22 protein-coding genes and 1 riboswitch are annotated in these 19,482 nt (G+C 44.0%); of the genes, 8 read left to right on the forward strand and 14 right to left on the reverse strand.

Features of this window, described 5'->3' with window-relative positions; translation table 11 throughout:
- Window positions 1-90: 90 nt before the first annotated feature.
- Entirely contained in the window at window positions 91-2,202 is a 2,112-nt protein-coding gene (locus L6I86_RS03570; protein WP_236284681.1) for a glycoside hydrolase family 52 protein, read from the reverse strand.
- A gap of 175 nt (window positions 2,203-2,377) precedes the next feature.
- On the opposite strand from L6I86_RS03570, the gene L6I86_RS03575 reads away from it, so the two are divergent.
- Window positions 2,378-3,277 (forward strand): helix-turn-helix transcriptional regulator, encoded by a 900-nt coding sequence (locus L6I86_RS03575; RefSeq protein ID WP_236284682.1) that lies wholly within the window; start codon window positions 2,378-2,380, stop codon window positions 3,275-3,277.
- Between the two features lie 100 nt (window positions 3,278-3,377).
- Window positions 3,378-4,187 (forward strand): sugar phosphate isomerase/epimerase family protein, encoded by an 810-nt coding sequence (locus L6I86_RS03580; protein ID WP_236284683.1) that lies wholly within the window; start codon window positions 3,378-3,380, stop codon window positions 4,185-4,187.
- A gap of 128 nt (window positions 4,188-4,315) precedes the next feature.
- Here L6I86_RS03580 and L6I86_RS03585 read toward each other — a convergent pair whose 3' ends face one another.
- From L6I86_RS03585 to L6I86_RS03595, 3 genes are all read right to left on the reverse strand, one after another.
- Complete coding sequence (locus L6I86_RS03585; RefSeq protein ID WP_236284684.1) at window positions 4,316-4,729, reverse strand: group-specific protein; 414 nt, start codon at window positions 4,727-4,729, stop codon at window positions 4,316-4,318.
- A gap of 30 nt (window positions 4,730-4,759) precedes the next feature.
- Entirely contained in the window at window positions 4,760-5,215 is a 456-nt protein-coding gene (locus L6I86_RS03590; protein ID WP_236284685.1) for an SRPBCC family protein, read from the reverse strand.
- A 167-nt stretch (window positions 5,216-5,382) separates the two neighbouring features.
- Window positions 5,383-6,051 (reverse strand): CAP domain-containing protein, encoded by a 669-nt coding sequence (locus tag L6I86_RS03595; protein ID WP_236284686.1) that lies wholly within the window; start codon window positions 6,049-6,051, stop codon window positions 5,383-5,385.
- A gap of 5 nt (window positions 6,052-6,056) precedes the next feature.
- A riboswitch (cyclic di-AMP (ydaO/yuaA leader) is annotated at window positions 6,057-6,191 on the reverse strand.
- Between the two features lie 240 nt (window positions 6,192-6,431).
- Here L6I86_RS03595 and L6I86_RS03600 point away from each other — a divergent pair.
- Window positions 6,432-7,811: a hypothetical protein gene (locus tag L6I86_RS03600; RefSeq protein ID WP_236284687.1), complete on the forward strand. Its 1,380-nt coding sequence runs from the start codon at window positions 6,432-6,434 to the stop codon at window positions 7,809-7,811.
- A gap of 103 nt (window positions 7,812-7,914) precedes the next feature.
- On the opposite strand, the gene L6I86_RS03605 is transcribed toward L6I86_RS03600, so the two are convergent.
- The 3 genes from L6I86_RS03605 to L6I86_RS03615 are packed head-to-tail and all read right to left on the reverse strand — an operon-like array spanning window position 7,915 to window position 9,660.
- Window positions 7,915-8,370 carry a hypothetical protein gene (locus tag L6I86_RS03605; protein ID WP_236284688.1) on the reverse strand — a complete coding sequence of 152 codons (456 nt, stop codon included), beginning with the start codon at window positions 8,368-8,370 and terminating at the stop codon, window positions 7,915-7,917.
- Window positions 8,357-9,154, reverse strand: coding sequence for a hypothetical protein (locus L6I86_RS03610; RefSeq protein ID WP_236284690.1), 798 nt, complete (start codon window positions 9,152-9,154; stop codon window positions 8,357-8,359). Before L6I86_RS03610 ends, L6I86_RS03605 begins: the two co-directional genes overlap by 14 nt.
- Entirely contained in the window at window positions 9,151-9,660 is a 510-nt protein-coding gene (locus L6I86_RS03615) for a hypothetical protein (protein WP_236284691.1), read from the reverse strand. Before L6I86_RS03615 ends, L6I86_RS03610 begins: the two co-directional genes overlap by 4 nt.
- 669 nt (window positions 9,661-10,329) lie before the next feature.
- Between L6I86_RS03615 and L6I86_RS03620 the strand changes: the two genes are divergently transcribed.
- On the forward strand, window positions 10,330-10,860 hold the full coding sequence (locus L6I86_RS03620; RefSeq protein WP_236284693.1) for a DUF84 family protein: 531 nt from the start codon (window positions 10,330-10,332) through the stop codon (window positions 10,858-10,860).
- 73 nt (window positions 10,861-10,933) lie between these two features.
- Here L6I86_RS03620 and L6I86_RS03625 read toward each other — a convergent pair whose 3' ends face one another.
- From L6I86_RS03625 to L6I86_RS03645, 5 genes are all read right to left on the reverse strand, one after another.
- Window positions 10,934-11,914: a glycerophosphodiester phosphodiesterase family protein gene (locus tag L6I86_RS03625; RefSeq protein WP_236284695.1), complete on the reverse strand. Its 981-nt coding sequence runs from the start codon at window positions 11,912-11,914 to the stop codon at window positions 10,934-10,936.
- Window positions 11,911-12,342: a hypothetical protein gene (locus L6I86_RS03630; RefSeq protein ID WP_236284697.1), complete on the reverse strand. Its 432-nt coding sequence runs from the start codon at window positions 12,340-12,342 to the stop codon at window positions 11,911-11,913. Before L6I86_RS03630 ends, L6I86_RS03625 begins: the two co-directional genes overlap by 4 nt.
- A gap of 365 nt (window positions 12,343-12,707) precedes the next feature.
- Complete coding sequence (locus tag L6I86_RS03635) at window positions 12,708-13,052, reverse strand: zinc ribbon domain-containing protein YjdM (protein WP_236284699.1); 345 nt, start codon at window positions 13,050-13,052, stop codon at window positions 12,708-12,710.
- Between the two features lie 75 nt (window positions 13,053-13,127).
- Complete coding sequence (locus tag L6I86_RS03640; RefSeq protein WP_236284702.1) at window positions 13,128-13,727, reverse strand: DUF2238 domain-containing protein; 600 nt, start codon at window positions 13,725-13,727, stop codon at window positions 13,128-13,130.
- Between the two features lie 171 nt (window positions 13,728-13,898).
- A complete protein-coding gene (locus L6I86_RS03645; RefSeq protein ID WP_236284703.1) occupies window positions 13,899-14,261 on the reverse strand; it encodes a c-type cytochrome in 363 nt (120 codons plus the stop codon).
- A gap of 175 nt (window positions 14,262-14,436) precedes the next feature.
- Here L6I86_RS03645 and L6I86_RS03650 point away from each other — a divergent pair, with 175 nt between their 5' ends.
- From L6I86_RS03650 to tatA, 4 genes are read left to right on the forward strand one after another with little or no spacing between them, the layout of a single operon-like run.
- Window positions 14,437-15,213, forward strand: coding sequence for a gluconate 2-dehydrogenase subunit 3 family protein (locus L6I86_RS03650; protein WP_236284705.1), 777 nt, complete (start codon window positions 14,437-14,439; stop codon window positions 15,211-15,213).
- Between the two features lie 33 nt (window positions 15,214-15,246).
- Window positions 15,247-16,968 carry a GMC family oxidoreductase gene (locus L6I86_RS03655; protein ID WP_236284707.1) on the forward strand — a complete coding sequence of 574 codons (1,722 nt, stop codon included), beginning with the start codon at window positions 15,247-15,249 and terminating at the stop codon, window positions 16,966-16,968.
- Between the two features lie 40 nt (window positions 16,969-17,008).
- Entirely contained in the window at window positions 17,009-17,749 is a 741-nt protein-coding gene (tatC, locus tag L6I86_RS03660; RefSeq protein WP_236284716.1) for a twin-arginine translocase subunit TatC, read from the forward strand.
- 26 nt (window positions 17,750-17,775) lie between these two features.
- Window positions 17,776-17,976, forward strand: a complete 201-nt coding sequence (gene tatA / locus L6I86_RS03665) for a twin-arginine translocase TatA/TatE family subunit (protein WP_056621312.1) — start codon at window positions 17,776-17,778, stop codon at window positions 17,974-17,976.
- Between the two features lie 203 nt (window positions 17,977-18,179).
- Here tatA and L6I86_RS03670 read toward each other — a convergent pair whose 3' ends face one another.
- Window positions 18,180-18,440: a hypothetical protein gene (locus tag L6I86_RS03670; RefSeq protein WP_236284718.1), complete on the reverse strand. Its 261-nt coding sequence runs from the start codon at window positions 18,438-18,440 to the stop codon at window positions 18,180-18,182.
- Window positions 18,441-18,460: 20 nt separating this feature from the next.
- Window positions 18,461-19,480: a LacI family DNA-binding transcriptional regulator gene (locus L6I86_RS03675; RefSeq protein ID WP_236284720.1), complete on the reverse strand. Its 1,020-nt coding sequence runs from the start codon at window positions 19,478-19,480 to the stop codon at window positions 18,461-18,463.
- Between the last annotated feature and the right edge of the window lie 2 nt (window positions 19,481-19,482).

The raw sequence follows: 19,482 nt of genomic DNA on the forward strand, positions 1-19,482 counted from the left end.
CTCCAATCAAACGAAGCTCATCCCTTCCATTTTACAAATAGTACCAACAAAAAAGCAACCAAAGCGAATGCTTCAGTTGCTCGAATGTGATTATTTCGTTTCTTGCAGCCATAAAATGCTCGTAACACCGCGCGGGTAGTACTTGCTTCCTGTAATCTCACCAGAGATGATTTGATCACTCCAGCTCCAAATGGACAATGTTGGGTGCGTCAACCAAGCAACATGGGCCGCATCCGCTGCAGCTCCCGTTTCATCCCAAGCTAGATCCAAGATTTCACGTGCGACGAATTGGCATAAATAGATTTTGCTTAACCAGGAGTTATTACTCGTCGAGGAAAGCTTCCAACCACCATCTGTGAATAGGCAGGTACCTTCAACAAGAACAACGTCCAGATGCTTTTTCAAAGCTTCGATATAAAAGCCGTAACGACCATTCACATCTAATGCAGACTTATTGCCTGTGAAGTAAGGAAATACTAAGCCTTCGATCGCTGGAATGATTTTGGAATCATTGCCTTCACCGACTACAGCTGGTATGTATCCTTCTGCTGTGACGAATGACGTTACTGTTTGTGCACATTTTAGCGCCTGCTCACTTGCGATCAGAGCTAGATCTTCTCTCCCATTTTGAACAAAAATAGTTTCCATCGCCACGTAAGCCGCCCAACATTTACCCGCCATATAAATATTGTTACGCGATTGTCCCAGCGAGACATCTAAACTGTCATACGTCGTGATTTCTGCTCCGCCCATGGTGCGCGTGCTGTCTAATGACATGATTCCATTGCGCAATTCTGGATTCGGATGATCGCGATGGAGCATACTCGTTAAACATTTTTCGAAAATCGTAAGATTCGCTTGCAGCCACGTTTGATCGTCGGTATGTGCCACATACGTTGCTCCGCATAATGTCCAGTTCACTAACTGCTCATGTGTCATATGGGAAAAACAGTCATCCAAACCATATAGCTCATAAGCCGAGTACCCTGGTCGAGAAAGTGTATTCGCTACGCCCATATCATGCGTAAACGAGATTCCACCCGGGTATTCCGTAGGGTCGCCTGGAAAACTAACCATGTCTTCATAACTATACCGTTTCACGAACATATCCAACTCATTGCGAACCGTCCAAGGATTGACAGCTAACTCATAAAATAACTGATCTACTGTCAAATCGAACGTGTTCATCATCCGATATTCGCCTTCATTGACGATCCAGAATGGCTCATCATCCATATCCAGAAGCTGTGTATTTCCGTTATAGCTGCGGATTGCATGGGCAAGCATAAACTTTTGATCAGCTGACAAGCGTGAATTTTCGATGTTAGCGTCTGCGCTATGGGCTAATGCTGTTAACTTATCGAAATTACCTAATGCGTAATCAGCAACGGCTTCAATATTTTGAAATAAACGTGTGTAGGTGTAGGAGGCATCACGACCCGCAGTAACAATGCCACCGCGATGGAAACAAATTGCGAACTCATACGTGCGTTTCTCACCAGCAGGTGTATCAGCGAATAAAGCTCCAACAGTACCGAGACCGAAGGTCAAGTTTTCAACAATTTTCATTTTCAAAATATCTTCGATACTAAAGTAAAGACCTGAACGTACTTCAGGATCTTTGGAAACAATCGCCGTAATTCGGCCTTGACCTATTCCCGCGGCGCCTTCCATCGTATCATCCAACCTGCGCATTGCACTGTAAGGATCTGTTCCTTGATACCCGAAGAATACTCGTCTAGACGCCGTACCTTTGGTATTATCCACAGTAATCTTAGCAAGAACAGCTGGGACAAGCGCTAAACGCAACTCCTCATCACTTGCTGTTGTGGGATCTGGTACAGACTGCGTGGGAGAAATAAGACTGAATTCCAAATCGCCAGCTTTCCACGTATCTGTGCTGACTTTGAAGTCTCGTTGAATCTCATCCTGTGCAAAAGGGAAAACGGTTTTCTTCTTTTTCGGTTTTGGATCCGGATTCTCGATATCATATCGAAGACTTTCGTCCTCACTAACATATTCGAAGAAAGGCAGTGCGTCATAAGTGCCGCCTTGGATCGTTTCGAGCCCAATATATATATTTTGCTTTGGCGGACGTGCTTGTTCGAGATCGAAGCCTCCGCTTTTGCCTGGAAATCCAAGAGTAAAGCTTGCAAATGCACCAATTGGTGAATGATGTGCGTTGAAAAATTGATTCTTCATATCAGGATGATGCTCCTCTCAGTCATTTGCCCTTATTATACAATGATCCAAATCCTGAACCCATGGGCAATACAATCCTTCATTTGGACAAAAGAAACATTTGATTCCATCCTATTTAAGTGAGATAGTTATCGTATCCAGTACATAAAAACCTTTTCCAAAGGAGTCATCCTATATGAAAGTCTTCCACCAAGAACCCTTACCCGCAGGTCTAGATAATGTCGTTCATGGCGGCATGCTGCCTGATGTGCAGGCATCCTTCCGAATATTTGCCGCGCATCTTCGCAAGGTTAACGCGCAGTGGTCATTCCCAGAGCATCAACATCCGATGTTTGAGCTGAATCTTGTCGTAGACGGCTCCCAGCGTATGCGTGTTGGCGACAAGCATTTTGTACAACAGCAAGGTGACTTGGTTTGGATACTTCCGAATGAAGTACATGCTAGCTTAGGCGCAGTCAATGGCAATATGATGGAGTACGTGTGTGTACATTTAGAGGTAACTGATCCTTGGTTTCGTCAGCAATTAAGTCAAATTGGGCAAATCGTTCACCCTTCTGGCAGCAAAATGGAGAGTTTACTCCGCCCCATACTTATGGATCTCGCCCAAATAGCAAGAGAAACTACCTCCAGCGGACTGAGTCTGAAGCTGCAAACGATGCATGCTTCGTTTCGTATTTTCACCGCGTTAAGCGAGGTCTTACTCGATGAGGCTGTCGTTTCTAATCAGCAAACGGGCGATTCGGGCTTAGCTGCGAAGCTAGCTGCATTAATTGAGCATCAAGCATCTACGGTACTAAAAGGGCAGGAACCGTTCCGAATAACGCACATTGCCAAACAGCTCGGCTATAGCCCCGCACACTGTAATCGGGTATTTCACAAAGCTTATGGCGTCTCGCCACGTCATTATTTAAGCACAGTTAAACTTCGTCAAGCCAAGCTCATGCTTATGGACCCCTCTCATTCTATCGAGTATATCGCCGAACAACTGGGATACAAGGATTTGTCGCAATTCAGCAAACAATTCAAACGATGGACGAATTTATCCCCTACCGCTTATAGACATCTTTCTTGGTGAAAATACGTTGGGTATTTCTGAAGAAACGATAAGTCTTACAATCTTATCCTGTCCTATACTCATAGATATGTCTTTGGACTATGGATAAGGAGCAATGAAGATGAAATTACGAGGTTATAAATCGCTTTGGGAATGGAACGGGTTGTGGAACGGGAAATTAGAGCAAATCGGTGAGGCCGGTTATTACGGTGTCGAGTACACGCCTCCTTCCGACGTTAAGGATGATCGTCAGTTTCGAAAAGATTTGGACGCCATGAATTTGTCGTTCATCGCACAAGTGGTGACACGGGGCCCAAATCACATTCAATCTTTTCGTGAGCAGGTGTTACGTGCAGCCGAGCTGCGGCCCGAGCTGATCAATTCGCACAGCGCTGCTGATCGTATGTCTGCTGACGAGCAATTGCGTTTTTTCGAAGCGGCGATTCGTGTGGAGCAAGAGATCGGGATTCCAATCGCGCATGAAACGCATCGCGGGAGAGCTTTTTTCACGCCGTGGCAAACGGCGGCCGTGTTGAAGCAGCTGCCGGAGCTTACAATCGGCGCCGATTTCAGCCATTGGTGCGCAGCCTGCGAAAGCATGCCGAGTCCGGAGGATGCGGACGTCCAGCTGAGCTTAGCACGCGCCATCCACATTCACGGGCGCGTCGGCTATCCGGAAGGACCGCAGGTATCGGACCCGCGGGTACCAGAATTTGCCGCGCATGTGGAAACCTTCATCAGCTTGTGGCTGACGATCTGTCAGCACCGATTCGATGCTGGAGCGGTTACGATGACCTTCACGCCGAAATTCGGGCCGCCGCCGTATATGCCAGTGTTGCCTTTTACACAGCAACCTGTTTCAGACTTGTGGGCAGTGAATTTGTGGATGTTTCAAACGTTTAAGAAGCGGTTTGAGGCGATATTTGATTAAAAAAACGGAAGCCAATGATGTAGATATACATCATTGGCTTCCGTTTTCGGTTTATTTGTCACGTTCCGTTGGCTGCCAATATGAGCCTATTACTTCGAAATTATGTATACCTAGGTTCCCTTACTATTTCAATATGGCTCCCCCGTATTAGTTAACCGGCTATTTTGCTTGATTGTTGAAACCAAATCATCTATCGTTCCAATGATTTTATGTACCTCTGGCAGTTGATAAAACGTACACGTTTTTTCCATATCATATATCTCATTGGTTGCAGAATACATGAAAATAGTCTTCCCCGCTCCGAGAGCAAGGCCCAACTCGACATGGCTTCCCTTCCCGGCTGGTAACATGATGATGAAGAGGTCTGCACTCAACACAGCTTTTTTCTCTTTCGCACCGATCGCCGCGAGCTCTTGCAGTGCATTAATACCTGTGTGTGTCGTCCAATCGTAAGTTTGAATAAATCCCCTCGACTTCAATTGCTGCGCGACATTTCGAACATTGTCGATGTTTTTGAAACTGGATGCAATATAGAATCTCATTTGTATCCCCTCTCTTCTTTTCTCCTTTCTTTACTTTCGCTCAGCTAAAATCTTCAACTGCGCATTCCGATAGTTCAAAAATCGTGTCATATATCTCTTCAACACAACTCTCTCGACCAACCTGCCGATCCAACCCAGTGGAGCCTCAAAACTTAACGTATCTTTCATCAACGTTCTGTCCCCTAAATCAATAAACTCATGTTCATGCCTCATACTTTTGAAAGTACCCTGTAACATTTCATCAACAAAATGGTAAGGTCGAACATAATTCGAAATGAGTGACGTGTGTTTTTGCCTAATTAAGAAATGTCTCGCCTCAAACGTAACCGTATCCCCTCCACGAACCATGCCAGTTGTTGTTCCAGCTATCGCTCGTTCCTTGGTATGTGGCCACACAGTCTGCGTATGGATATCAATATTCGTTGCCATGTCAAAGCAAACATCAATGGATGCTTCAATTTCAATTTCTGTTAGTATTTTAATCATGATGAGCACCTCTTGGGAACTTAATTGCAAATTTACCGTGTTCTGAATTTTCTTTAACACTCCAATCTTTTAATTGAGTTCCAATTCGACACACACGACCTATCTCCTTCGACATCATGCAAAAAAACAGCCTCCCAAGGGAGACTGCCACGATTCACATTTACCTTTTAATTACTTATAAATTCCTGAACCCACTCACCGTTATAATAAGCAACACCTATTTGTGTGAAGTTCGGACTTAGAATGTTTTGACGGTGACCGATACTGTTCATCCATGCTGTCATGACGGCTGCAGGGGATTGCTGACCCTTAGCAATATTTTCACCCGCGTAGGAATAATGAATGCCGTAGGAGCTCATCATATCAAAAGGTGATCCGTAAGTTGGCGATGTATGATCGAAATATCCGTTACTGTACATGTCTTTCGCTTTATCCAGCGCCATCGCGGTAAGGGCGCTATTGCTGGTCAAAGGCTTCAATCCAGCCTTCGTTCTCTCCTGGTTTACTAAGGTAACCACTTGACTAGCAAAAGTGGATTGCGTTGGTGTCGGTGTAACTGTAGGTGCTGGCGTAACCTGTGGTTTCGTCACAACAGTTGTACCCGTGCTTCCAGGAATGTTGAGTTTCATCCCCGACCAAATCACGTTCGGATTGGCTACCTGTGGATTCGCTTTAATCAGCGAAGTAAGGCTGACGCCATATTTCTTAGAGATTAGCCACATGGTATCGTTGCCTGCTACCGTGTGCGTTCCCGTAGCAGCAAATGCTGCGTTCGCCCCCATCAGGACAGTCAAACCTAATGCACCTGTAACAATAAGCTTCTTGTAACGTATCACTATAAACCTCTCCTTTTTGCGGCCTGCGAGGTTAGCTGTCGGATTCGGATCAAAGAGTAATCACCCGGCCGCGCATAACGCGACTTCACCCCAAAGATTGGTTCCCCCGTGCTTCAAAAAAGCTTCGGCCTTCTAAGTTTTGGATCCAGCTTGGATCTCAACGATTGTAACATGGGAAATCAATGAGATCATGACTCAAAATTTTCCATCAACAACACGATCTGGATAATACCTCCTCCATTCATACAACTTTTCCCATCATTCTGCGTCTAATCAGTAGCAATACTAACTTAGAAAAGGGTGATGTTTTGAAGAAATTTGCCATAAAATGCTCGTTTGTCATACTCGGATTGATGTGTGGGTTGTTACCAATACTTCCAATGCAAGCTTCAGCAAGCGTATCTGTGAAGGCATCTCTGCCCTATTTTCCAATTCAAATCAATGGTCAAGACATGGATATTACCCATAGCCAATACCCGTTTCTGGTGTATAAAGACATCACTTACCTACCCATGACGTGGAACAATTTCCAAACACTCGGCATTGAATACAACTGGAGTGAATCCGATGGATTGCAGATTTGGTCAAATCGGAACACTCCGCCGCCAATTCATCAAACCCCACTTGAACAGGATCTAACAACCAAAAGTCATGCAAACAGTTACTTTGTCCAAGTTTCCGATGTACCCATCACGATGAATCAAATAGAAATCAATAATAAAACAGAGCCTTACCCCTTTCTAACGTATCAGGATGTGACTTATATGCCTTTAACTTGGCGATTTGTCCATGATCTTCTTCAGATTGACATCCAATGGAGTGATGATGAAGGGCTATCGCTAGTTGGCGGGCAAAATGCCATCTATTCCATTATAGGTGACGATCATCGTTCACTATATTTCTACTCCCTGCTTTCAGCGGACCGTACAAAGTCCATGCTGAAGATGGATAAAAGCAACTATCAAATCGAATGGAAAAACAATGAAGAACAAGATCAATTCATCAAAAGCCTTTCTACATCTCCACATCCATTTGCTGGTAAACCGGTAGAGTTAGTGCGTAAAGATCGCGATTTGTACTACGGTAATGTAAAGGTACACACACTAACAGACTCCGATGTTTGGGAATCGGCAGCCTGGGGAGCACCTGAACATACGTACACGGCTTTTCCTGCTGGCGATCAACAGGTTATCTTATCCATTAATTTGACCTTACCGATTGCCGCGATTGGTCCAAATTATGGCACGACGTATACATTTCTTATTCAAAATGGGAACGTGACACGACTCGAAGACTTCAATCAAAAGCTAGACCGCGTCATCCCGAACCCCGACGGTACTGTGTGGATTGCTTCTGCTAAATTACCTAGTCGAAATGGCTTTATTTCGGGTAGCGCCCGCGTTGGCTTGCTAGACCAAGAAGGAACTCTTCACATGGTCAATGAACGGCTTCATGAATTAGATGTCAATGCATTAGGCATAACTAATCTTTCATTGTCCAATCCTGCATCTACAGATGGAAGCCTCTATATCGTACTGAATGGCATTTCGAATAAGGATTATGCTGAGCAAGACACGGCTGGACTGTACACACTGAATACGAAATTAGAAACAAAACGTTTATCCGACTATGTTTTTGGCGATTATTATTTGGATAAGAACAGAAACATTTTCATTAAACATCGCAACAACACGATTGAGAATCTGACTACTGGTGAAATGCGAACGTGGTTTGATTATGACTTAGCTAAAATGAAATAAAAATACGCGTAATAGTAAAAAAAGAGGCTATTGGATATAAATCCAGTAGCCTCTTTCTACAGCAAAAATAAGCTTGAATACTCAAGCTTGTATATGTTCTATTTTATAATTTGCCTACGGATAACGCTTGATATTCCCACAACACATGCTGTACCTCTTTTAATCGTTCCTCATGGCATTGAATAATGACTGCCAGCTCAGGTAATCGCTCTTTTTTCCTTATAACATGTTTAAATATCTTAGTTTGCATAATGCGGGTTAGCCAATACCCAATATTAAATCCGCAAATGGCGCAAATAACTCCCCAAATAATAGGTCCCCAGTACAGAATGAAGCCAAAACTTATCCCTATGACAGTGAATGCCGTAGATGTTGCCATACCAACCTCAAAGGCCAGCGTTTTCTTATTCGGATTTGAATTGTAATTATGATCGGGTATGTCCATATAGTTATCCATCATGACGGTCATGATTTCATTACGAGGTAGACCCATCTGTTCAAGTACAGCTAGTGCTTCCTCCACTTCAATCGAGTGCTCAAAAGTACTAATGATCAGCATGCGGGTCATTCTCCTTCTCAAACAGACGTAATGGAAAATGTGGATACTTTTCTGCTAGGTATTGCTTCTGCTCCAGACGAAAAAGTCGATTATGATCTTGCGCTGTCATAAATGCGTCATACATAGCGCCTCCGATGACTGACGGCATAAATAATAGCCAATGTGGATCTAGCAGTTCGGTCGATTTGGACAACTTACCCAGTATGAGATAAAGGGTGGCTTCATGTGATCGTGACATAGTCATATAAATAAACCACCAGAATACGCCATAGAATCCTAAAGCAAGTCGGTTATTATATAGCTGACCAAGTCCAGGGAAAACGAAAGAACAGACCATAGCTGCTCCAGGTCTCTTGAAGCTTATATTCGTAATCGTCCAAGGTTTAATTAAATTGGAAGTAATTCTTGCTCCCTCCAACTTTGCCAGATGGAATTGCTTATTCGCTTCGATCGCTTTGATATAACTATCCCATATCGCGAACAAGTAAACGATGGCATAGGCGAATGCCCATCTTGGCTCAATAACTTGTGCCGCCAATTCGAATTGCCCACTGAAGGAGTAATAGATCGCCTCATTGATTCTAGCAAGTGAATTAATGGCCACTTCCCATGCTGATAAAAGAAATCCGCGTATAAATTGATGGAGCAGGAAATGACCGAATCCTGGAAAGGATACCGACCACCACGCTATTAACTTTGGATCCTGCCAGCGCAGGCTGCTTAAACCGTCCATACTTAATAAAGCTTGCTGTCTCCGTGGCGGATGGTCTTGTGAAGAACTCAAGTTCGATCGATTCTCCTTGTCGATGGATATTTTTGATCAATCCAATGCTTTTTCAGCTTTGTAAATACAAGAACACACAGTGTCTGCACGATGAGATAGACGCAAAAAGAATAACTTAATTTCCAGTGTCGATACTGAAAAACATCAAAATAAACATTTAAAGATTCATAGGCTGTTCCTATTAATGAACTACATAGAATATAGACAGGAATCATCAACCCACGAATACGGAACCTGATGTAATAGTAAGCAAAAAAATAACCAAAGACAGGATATAAACACCAAGTTAGGATATCTGCAAGATCGAAATACGGATATATATTCGTGTTATAGAGGTCAAAGGGTGGTACGGCAATGATCGTATCCAAACTTTTGGCCGTATTCAGACTGAAAAGCATCATGATGATACTTACAGATTTAGGCATGTTGCTTGGCAAAACCCACATGAAACCATAACTTAACACGAGGCATACGAGTGTAAATAGCGTATTACGTTGCAATAACACCTCAAGATGACTCAAATGGCATTCCTTCCTTTCGCATAACCAAACGATACAATAGTAGTGCAACTCCTGTACAAATAAGGAGCAAGATGCTTTCCAAACATGACCAAGATACTCTCCACTCTTCAGAGTACTGAACAATTCCTAAGTTTTGCATACAAAATTTTAATACCATATGAAAGATTGAGAACATACAGATGGAGAAAGTCTTGTACAATAATCCACGTATTTTTAAGAACTGCTCCATAGCCCATATCACAATAATCGGCGTAATCACTTGTTGATATACGATTCTTAAGATGATATCCGGCAACCGAGGCGAAGGAATCAATAACTGATAATTCAAGGTGATAATCATAAAGTAGACACCATGTAGTAAAAGTACAATTAACCAGCAAAAGATTGTTTCAAACAGTTGCAACTTTCGCTTTATAACGAAAAAAGTGATGATGGTCAGGATATAAAAAGTAATGAGTAGAATATTCCCCATGCTTGCAGCACCATTGTCCCCTTCATCAACTTGTGTTTTTTTACAAATATGCCCAACTTCGCACACATTTAGTACTGAGCAGAAAAAGCACATCTCGCCACTAATCTTATTAGAAATAAAAACATGATATACTAGAACTTATGGATTTCATTGATCCGTTTAGGAGTTAGGAGTGATCTCATATGTTTGACAATAAGGTAAGAATCGCTTTAGGTACGAACAATCAAGCAAAACGAGCTGCTGTGGTGGTGGCTACGGGGATAGAACCGATTTGTTACTCTGTCCCTTCTGGTGTTTCTGACCAGCCAATGACCGAAGATGAAACCATTCTTGGTGCGATCACAAGGGCCAAAAATGTGCTTGCGGCAGAGCCTGAAGCCGACTTTGGACTTGGACTCGAAGGTGGCCTTACGTATGACAGCATCCATACGATGCAGTGGTATCTCTTCTCCGTGTGTGCAGCTTGGGACGGGAAGCGACTCTATGTCGGCAAAGGGCTTTATTTCCCCATCCCCCATGAAATTGGCGAGAAACTATTACAAGGTGGAACTGAGTTGCGTCACATCATAGATGAACTGAGCAGCACGATCGGGAGTAATCACAAAGAAGGTGCTTATGGTTTATTTACAAATGGTCGAATTACACGAAGTGATGTTTTTCGTGATGCGGTCATTGCAGCGCTAACACCTTTTCAATCCACGTTTTATAAGTGAAAAATAGGCCATCGTAAAATGAAAAAGGGCTGCCCGCAAGTAGATGATTCTACTAGCAGGTGCCCTCTTTGTCTCACTTATAAATCGGTGCAATGCGGTCAATACGGTTCGTCCATATTCCGCCGGAGTAGGAAGCTGGAAGCCGCTCCAAATCCGCTGGTGTGTCAAACCCAGTTGAAAACTCCGAGCCGTTCCCACCCACCACGATCACTCGGGTATCCACTTTATCCATTCGGTTTAAAAACTTGTTCGGCCATCCCCACAGCAGCGGAGCCAATTTTTCCGGAATATGAATCTGAATATGCTCACAGGAGGCAGGTATACGACCTGTCCATCCATAAGCGAGGTACGGGAGCAGACAGTTTTTCATCGTATCCACAGAAATGACTCGCATATCTGGCAGCTTTTCCTTCACAATAGAAATAGGTAAATCGCCACCATATATGGTCAACTGGCTCCTCCTTTCGGGTGAAAGCTTAGCCAACATTTCTGCTAATAAGTTGCCTTCCTTGCGATCGTCGGTTTTGATATGAATGAGGAGCATCTTGTCAGCAAACTGCGTGAGCACTTCATTGAAGGAGGGCATCAATCCAATGCCTTTTCCTCGAAAAGGGTACGATTTCCCATTATCGGCCGTGTACCCGTAACCTATATCCACCTTTTTCAGTTCAGCCATGGTGTAGTCTTTCGACTGCCCTTTGACATTCGTCCGACAGTCCAGCGTCCAATCATGAAATACGGCGAATTGATCATCTTTGGTCATATGGATATCGAATTCAACCTCATCGGCCCCGGCATCAAATGCGGCTTGCATGGAAGGGATCGTATTCTCCAGATACGGATGTTCCGGCTCAAAGATCCGCTCAGCGGTACACGTATCGTTCTTCAATTCTTCGGTGTGGAACGTTTGCGCGAGTCCACGATGAGCCATTAGAAATGGACTTCCAGTCCGTTCTTTGGCAAGTAATGATGTGTTATTCATATAGATGAATAACATGAGGATGAGCAAAACCCATACTAGCTTACTTTTGAATAGCTTTCGTAATCGCTTCATACGTCCTCCGTTGTAATAATGTCCGCTTGAAGGCAATCCTCCATTTCATCATCCAAACTGTTGATTGTGAGCAAGGCATTAGTCCGTTTAGCAACCAGCAATTCGACTGATTGATTGATATGGAATTGTTCATATTCGGTTGCTTTTACACGCACTTTCATTAACTTTCCATTTGGTTTTCGAATATGAATACGGTATTCTTCGATGAATTCTACTTTAGCCACTATTTTCTCCGCGTCTTTTTGGATGAGATCTATACTAATAATGATAGCTAGAAGGAGAAAAAGACCCAGACAAAAACTGAAAATAACAATAAAACCAACAGGGCGATGGTCTCCAATATTAATGATGAGTTGTACCAAAGATAAGAAGAAAAAAATACAAACACTAGCAAGTTGAGATTTTAATGATCGTTCGTATAGTTTCACAGTTAGCCCCCCTCCATAGAATGTATTCGTGAAAAGCTCCCAATTCCCTTTTTATGCGTCGTATAGAGCAATCAATCAAAAAAAATAGCCCGCTAGAGCTTCTATAGCTCCAACGGGCAAGTATACATCTTAAACATTAACGAGCTTTCCTTTTTCGTTTATGAAATACAAACCAAGCGACTCCGATCGTTCCTGCCGCGAGCACAACGCTAAACAAAAGAATGTAACTAAGATGAAATAGTTGCAACGGATCCCCTCCTCTGTTGGCCACCCTTATCTTTCCTTCTTCATGTAGTCTGAGTCACGCGCTACTAAACTATCCCCTATTCAAAGAAAAAAGACCCGCGCTTCGCACGGATCTACACTTAAATCTTTTTAACAAACTCCGACTTTAACTTCATAGCGCCGAAATCATCGATTTTACAATCAATATCATGATCGCCTTCGACTAAGCGAATGTTTTTCACTTTTGTACCAATTTTGATAACGGATGAAGTCCCTTTGACTTTCAAATCTTTGATGACCGTCACAGAGTCACCATCTTGTAGCACATTACCATTCGCGTCTTTGACCACTTTCTGATCATCGCCGTTCTCGTCTTCATTATCTGATGACGACCACTCATGCGCACACTCCGGGCACACCAGTAAATTACCATCTTCATACGTATAGGCAGATTGGCATTTTGGGCAATTAGGCAATTCTTCCATGCTGTCAATTCCTCCATTCAATAGTGCTAATAGTGCCACAAATGAGGAGAAATGACAAGGCTGGGACTGCCAAAACTATCTTATATCGACCAAAGGTAGAGCCCGTTTTCTAGCCTTCAACGCCAAATAACAAGCTGTCAAAATCGCCCCTATTGTTCCACAAATAATGTCTGTCATCGTATCGAGCAGGCTGCCATTCTGTGAATCAAGCCCGAAGAGATGGTCCGTCGCAAACTCATAAATCTCCCAAACTCCTGCCATGGCAATTGAAAAGAACAAGCACAGCCACACCGCGACATGTGATGAAGGTGGTTCCGTTCCCTCTGGATGATCTGAGGCTTTCGTATAAATCAATAAACCGATGAAGCAAAGGATCACGCCGGAGAAGAGATGCTCGATTTTATCCAGATAAGGGATGACACCATAATAGCCGAATTCATTCGCAAGGAACATCGTGATAAAAATAAATAACAGCACACAGAAACGCAGCGAGGTAAACATGGTCGTCTTCGTCCATTTAACTACGAGTCGGATGAGCAGAAGTACAGCCACAATGAGCACCGCTTGAAACATTTTCGCCCCGTTGCCTTTAACAAGAAAGTAAACAAAGCAAGCTCCTGCCAGCACATACATCCCAAACTCAAAGAGATCATTCCACCGATCTTTGCCCTTCATCTGGTTCATCTCCCCTGTTGCATATTGAGAAAAGGAAGCACCTTTTTCCGGTATTTTACCAATTACTTAATTATCCTATGCCTCTACGAGAACGAAATGAATGTCCGTTTATTTACAAAAAAGAAAAATCCCGCCGATCCGTTTATCAGAGAAGGGCGGGTTCATTCCTGATTATTTCTTGTCTGCAAGCCATGTAGATAACGAACTGATCTCATCATCGGATAGCTTTCCTTTAAAAGCAGGCATTGCACCCTTCCCGTTCGCAATTATCGCGGTGAGTTGTTCTTTCGAGTGCTTTCCGCCAACCTTCTGAAGATTTGGCCCGACTAAACCCTCCAGATTGGCGCCATGACAGCTGACACAATTAGCTTTAAATACCGTCTGTGCATCAGCTTTGGTTGTTGTTCCTGTACTTGCCGATGCAGTTGGCGCAGTTGTTGTGCCTGCAGTTGGGCTAGGTGTCGTTTCACTTTTTCCGCAAGCCGATAAAGCTCCAGCAAGCAAGAGGGTGAGGACTACGATCTTTCTGTTCATGAGTATGCTTCTCCTCACATTCATAGGTTCTTAACATGGTTAGAAATCGGAAACCTACCACTACATTACCCACGTTTCCATATTTTCATGCAAATCATGCATAGGAAATACGCTTACAGATCAACATATCCATAACTACCCAGAAGTACATAAAATTCCATGGAGGTATGACAAGTTGGCTGACAAAAACACGAATAATCATACGCCTGATCACTCACGTCGCCGTTTTCTCAAGTACACCGGAACTGCCATTGGTGGCGTGGTGGTTGGCGGCGTCATTGGAAGCGCAGTATCTGGAGGGTTTAAGAAAGATGCATCCCAGACCTCTCCTTCACCTACAACAAGTCCTAATCCACAAGTCACAGCTGATTATAATCAAGCACCGATGTTCTTCAATCAATCCCAACTGCAAATCGCCGAAGCCGCAGCAGAGCGTATTTTCCCTAAGGATGACAGCGGACCTGGCGCAGCTGAGCTTGGTGTTGCTTTTTTTATTGACCATCAACTAGCTAGCCCATGGGGAGTAAATGCCCGTACCTATCGGATGGGACCGTTTGTGAAAGGTGAAGTCACTCAAGGGGATTACCTCAGCATTCAACGCCATGAGCTCATAACTATGGGGTTAAATAGCCTTGAAGAAACAGCCAAAACCAAATATACGAAAGGATTCGTAGATATTAAACCTGAAGAACAAGATGCGATTCTGACCTCCATGGAAAAAGGTGAAATCAGCGTCGTAAATGGGATTACAGGTAAAACCTTTTTCAACCTTTTTCGCGTACTTGTGATGGAAGGTGTCTACTCCGATCCCTTATATGGCGGGAATAAGAATATGGCTGGCTGGAAAATGCGTAAGTACCCAGGCAACCAAATGACCTATACGAACATGATTGATAAAGATCAATTCGTTGTCATGGAACCTCGCAGCTTGCACGATCATTTTGTACATTAAGGAACAAATCTCACGTAGAAAGGGAATACGTTGATGGCTACTAAAATGCCGAAAGTCCCCGTTGTCATTGTTGGAATGGGTTGGGTCGGGGGAATTATCGCCGCAGAATTAACGAAACAAGGTGTTAAAGTTGTTGGCCTAGAGCGCGGCAAGCCGCGCAGTACAGCAGATTACTATATGGTGCATGATGAGCTTCGTTACGCTTCTCGTTATGATCTTATGCAGGATTTGTCCAAAGAAACCGTCACTTTCCGCAATACGGAAAAAATGGCCGCTGTGCCGATGCGGGAGTACGGCTCCTTCTTGCTCGGGGAAGGTCTCGGCGGTGCAAGTGTTCATTGGAATGGACAAACCTATCGGTTTCTCCCTTACGACTTCGAGATTTACAGTAAAACGGTTGAACGCTACGGGAAGCAGAAAATCCCAGAAGGCATGACGATTCAGGATTGGGGCATCACTTATGACACGCTTGAGCCTTATTTCGATAAATTCGAGAAATTGGCAGGCATTTCCGGTGATGCTGAGCAAAACCCACTTGTAGGCAAGCGTTCCGCTCCGTTCCCGACCAAACCGATGGTGAAAACGCCGATCTTGAAATTGTTCGAAGATGCGACCAAAAAACTCGGGTACCATCCCTATATGATGCCTTCGGCTAATTTGTCAGAGCAATATACGAACCCCGATGGCATTACTCGTGCAGCCTGTCAATATTGCGGTTATTGCGAACGGTTTGGTTGTGAGTACGGGGCAAAAGCAGATGTGATCGTGACCGCACTCCCTATTGCTCAGAAATCCGGCAATTTCGAGTTGCGCTCCTACTCCAATGTGATTCAAGTGCTGAATGACGGCAAAAAAGCGAGCGGCGTGGTTTATGTAAATACTGTTACGGGAGAGCAATTCGAGCAGCCTGCCGATGTCGTCATCATGGCAAGCTATGTATTTAACAACATCAAGCTTCTGCTTACTTCCAAATTGGGGAAACCCTACGATCCTGCCACAGGTAAGGGTGTTATCGGTAAAAATTACTGCTACCAAACGAACGGCGGGAATGCAACTGGCTTTTTCGATGAAAAGCAGTTCAACTTGTACGCGGGAGCAGGTTCCCTTGGCATGGAAATTCCTGATTTCAATGGGGATAATTTCGACCACACGAATCTGAATTTCATCCATGGGGCTGGTATCCGAATTTCGCAAACCGGCCAACGTCCGATTGCGACAAACTCCGTTCCCAAAGGTACACCAGCATGGGGGAAAGATTTTAAACAGAAGTCACTGAAATATGCGAATAGTGTATTGTCTGTTTCACCGCAAGGCAGCAGTATGCCATGGAAACATCATTATGTGGATTTGGATCCGACTTATAAGGATGCTTACGGTCTGCCACTGCCTCGGATCACCTTCGATTTTGAAGAACAGGATCGGCAAATGGTCAAATTCATGGCAGGGAAATCTGCAGAAATTATGAAAGAAATGAACCCAACGACGATTGGATCTGCAGATACGTTAGCAGCGTACAACATCGTTCCGTACCAATCGACCCACAATACAGGCGGCGTCATTATGGGGGCGGATCCCTCCACCTCTGCGGTTAACTCATATTTACAAATGTGGGATGCCGAAAATGTATTTGTCGTAGGCGCATCCGCGTTCGCTCACAACAGCGGCTACAATCCAACAGGTACGGTGGGTGCTTTGGCATACCGCGCTGTGGACGGCATTGCAAAATATTTGAAACAAGGTGGAAGTGTCGTTTAACTCGGGCAGCCCACACGTTTCATGATAAAGGAGGAATGACATGGAGCAAGAAGATTGGATCTTACATTTGACAGAGGTTCGCAAGCGATTGCTCATCGTGTTCGCCTGGTTCATCGTTACACTGTGTGTGGGCTTGTACCTCTCGTCGGATATCCTTCTGTACTTGAAATCACAGCCATTGATCGGTGAAATTAAGTGGAATGTGTTTTCGTTCACGGATGGGCTGATGATTTATATGAAATGTGCGTTTTTGTTCGCCGCTTTATTTACAGTGCCCGTCGTGCTTTACCAAGCATGGGTATTCGTAAAGCCAGGGCTTACTGAAACCGAATCCAGGAACGCGCTTCCTTACATACCAGTCGCTTTTGCGTTATTCATCATCGGAGTTTCGTTCAGTTATTGGGTCGTTTTCCCGATGATGATGCGCTTTATGATCCGAATGAATCAATCGATAGGCGCTGTGGAGACGTATGGAATTGATCGATATTTTGCTTTCTTGTTTCAAATTGTCATTCCGATGGCAATCGCGTTTGAGCTGCCTGTGGTTCTCCTGTTTTTGACAAAAATAGGTCTCTTAACGCCTCAGATTCTGAAAATGTCCAGGAAATACGCCTATATCGCACTGACCATCACCGGCTCATGCATCTCTCCGCCGGATATGATTTCACACTTATCGGTCACAGTGCCGCTAATTCTACTGTTTGAAGTCAGCGTATTGGTTGCCGGCTGGCAATGGCGTGCTATGCAACGTGTTGCGAATTTGAACCTAGTTGAAGATTAAGAGAAAAAGAAAAGAGGATGATTGCAATGTTCAACAATATTGGAGTATCAGGATTAATCTTAATTCTGGCTATCGCTTTAATTGTCTTCGGACCTTCCAAACTGCCGCAGCTGGGCCGTGCATTTGGGGATACGCTTCGAGAATTCCGTAACTCAACTCGGAATATCATGGAGGATGGCGATCATGACCATTTGATCGAAAATGAAGGCAAAAAGCCGCCTCTATAGAGGCGGCTTCAACATAACTGCGCCAGTACTGATGTTTTTCATCACTAGAACATATCACTACCAAGGAAAGCCGTCACTCTAGGTCAAAAACCTTTTGTGGCGGTTCCTTTTATTACCACTCCACATTCAAAGCTATAACTTCTCCAGCCAGAAGGCTGTCGATAAATGAATCACTTCTTGTGGTTCAATCCCCCTTGCCCCTGTCAGCTCAGCGGATAAGGAAGATTAAACGCATCCGTCACATATGTGTAAGGTTCGATTGAGAAAGCATCTGTCCTATCTGGTTTAAATAAGACTATGAACGGAAATTTCGGATCAATCTGATAGGCAATACGATATCCAGCTTTCTTCATTTCAAAACGGCACGTTCGATCCCCGTTCAAAGTCAACAACGAGCAACCGAGCTCAGGATAGGCGGCCAGAGATATACCTTGCGAAGTCCTGCAAACTGTTTGGTGGGACAAAGACTGGAATCTCGATTTAGTTAGAGGCTCTCCGCAATCATAATACTCGTATCGGTATACTGAAATTCATGATCAGGTTGCTTCCCATTGAATATAAGATCGTACAATATTCGCAGGGAGCGGTAGCCTTGCTGAACCGGATTTTGCATAATGGTAAAATCAATCAATCCTTCTCGCAGTCCTTGCTCAACTTCAGGCATCAAATCATTGCATACGATACGGAGGTGACCACCCTTCCCTGCCAATTTCACCGCATCGATACATGCCCCTGCATGACCTGTTGCCATATAAATGCCATCCAAATCAGGATACATCTTCAGTGACTCATTCAGCTTGCGAAATGTATCGTCGTAGCGATCATAGCCTTCAATGACATCAACAATCTCGATCTCACTCTGGATTAATTTCTCTTTAAAATACTGCACTCGCATGCGATGCGCATGGAATTTCATATTGGCCACAATGACTAACACCTTAGCTTTGCCTGTGAACATACGAGTCATTAAACCAGCAGCGATTTCACCGCTTTTCCCCAGATCCTGACCCACAAAACAACTCCGCTTTGAGTTCTCAACGTCAGAATTAAAAGTAACCACTGGAATACCTTGTTCAATCGCCTTATCTATGCTTACTCGGTTAACTTCATCATCAATAGCTGAGAATAGAATGCCGCTTGCACCATTCGCAATCAGTGTCTGAATAGCTCTCGCACCCTCATCTGCCAGCTGATTATTGATATACACATACTCTAAACAAATACCTAGCCCCTTCAGCTCATCTTCCGCAGCATGAATCCCTTTGCGAATCTCATCAAAGAACGAAATTTCTTTCGGAGGCATCACGATACCGATTTGAATCGGTTTTCTATTGTAAGCAAGCGCCTTTGCAGCCAAATTAGGTACATACTGAAGCCTATCTGCAATCGCAAGAATACGTTCCCTAATTTCAGGCTTTACGCCTGATCTTCCATTCAGCACACGATCAACGGTACCTCTGGACACACCAGCTTGTTGGGCAATCTCTCTAATTGTAACGCTCATTG

The sequence above is a fragment of the Paenibacillus allorhizoplanae genome (genome assembly GCF_927798215.1).
GTDB classification, from domain to species: domain Bacteria; phylum Bacillota; class Bacilli; order Paenibacillales; family NBRC-103111; genus Paenibacillus_E; species Paenibacillus_E allorhizoplanae.

What these genes read in the sequence shown, in the direction of transcription:
- L6I86_RS03635 (WP_236284699.1), bottom strand. Translation starts at nt 13,052, where the DNA reads ATGGAAGAATTGCCTAATTGCCCAAAATGCCAATCTGCCTATACGTAT.
- L6I86_RS03625 (WP_236284695.1), bottom strand. Translation starts at nt 11,914, where the DNA reads ATGAAGCGATTACGAAAGCTATTCAAAAGTAAGCTAGTATGGGTTTTG.
- L6I86_RS03605 (WP_236284688.1), bottom strand. Translation starts at nt 8,370, where the DNA reads ATGCTGATCATTAGTACTTTTGAGCACTCGATTGAAGTGGAGGAAGCA.
- tatA (WP_056621312.1), top strand. Translation starts at nt 17,776, where the DNA reads ATGTTCAACAATATTGGAGTATCAGGATTAATCTTAATTCTGGCTATC.
- L6I86_RS03655 (WP_236284707.1), top strand. Translation starts at nt 15,247, where the DNA reads ATGGCTACTAAAATGCCGAAAGTCCCCGTTGTCATTGTTGGAATGGGT.
- L6I86_RS03570 (WP_236284681.1), bottom strand. Translation starts at nt 2,202, where the DNA reads ATGAAGAATCAATTTTTCAACGCACATCATTCACCAATTGGTGCATTT.
- tatC (WP_236284716.1), top strand. Translation starts at nt 17,009, where the DNA reads ATGGAGCAAGAAGATTGGATCTTACATTTGACAGAGGTTCGCAAGCGA.
- L6I86_RS03580 (WP_236284683.1), top strand. Translation starts at nt 3,378, where the DNA reads ATGAAATTACGAGGTTATAAATCGCTTTGGGAATGGAACGGGTTGTGG.
- L6I86_RS03620 (WP_236284693.1), top strand. Translation starts at nt 10,330, where the DNA reads ATGTTTGACAATAAGGTAAGAATCGCTTTAGGTACGAACAATCAAGCA.
- L6I86_RS03600 (WP_236284687.1), top strand. Translation starts at nt 6,432, where the DNA reads ATGCAAGCTTCAGCAAGCGTATCTGTGAAGGCATCTCTGCCCTATTTT.
- L6I86_RS03585 (WP_236284684.1), bottom strand. Translation starts at nt 4,729, where the DNA reads ATGAGATTCTATATTGCATCCAGTTTCAAAAACATCGACAATGTTCGA.
- L6I86_RS03590 (WP_236284685.1), bottom strand. Translation starts at nt 5,215, where the DNA reads ATGATTAAAATACTAACAGAAATTGAAATTGAAGCATCCATTGATGTT.
- L6I86_RS03675 (WP_236284720.1), bottom strand. Translation starts at nt 19,480, where the DNA reads ATGAGCGTTACAATTAGAGAGATTGCCCAACAAGCTGGTGTGTCCAGA.
- L6I86_RS03640 (WP_236284702.1), bottom strand. Translation starts at nt 13,727, where the DNA reads ATGAAGGGCAAAGATCGGTGGAATGATCTCTTTGAGTTTGGGATGTAT.
- L6I86_RS03575 (WP_236284682.1), top strand. Translation starts at nt 2,378, where the DNA reads ATGAAAGTCTTCCACCAAGAACCCTTACCCGCAGGTCTAGATAATGTC.
- L6I86_RS03645 (WP_236284703.1), bottom strand. Translation starts at nt 14,261, where the DNA reads ATGAACAGAAAGATCGTAGTCCTCACCCTCTTGCTTGCTGGAGCTTTA.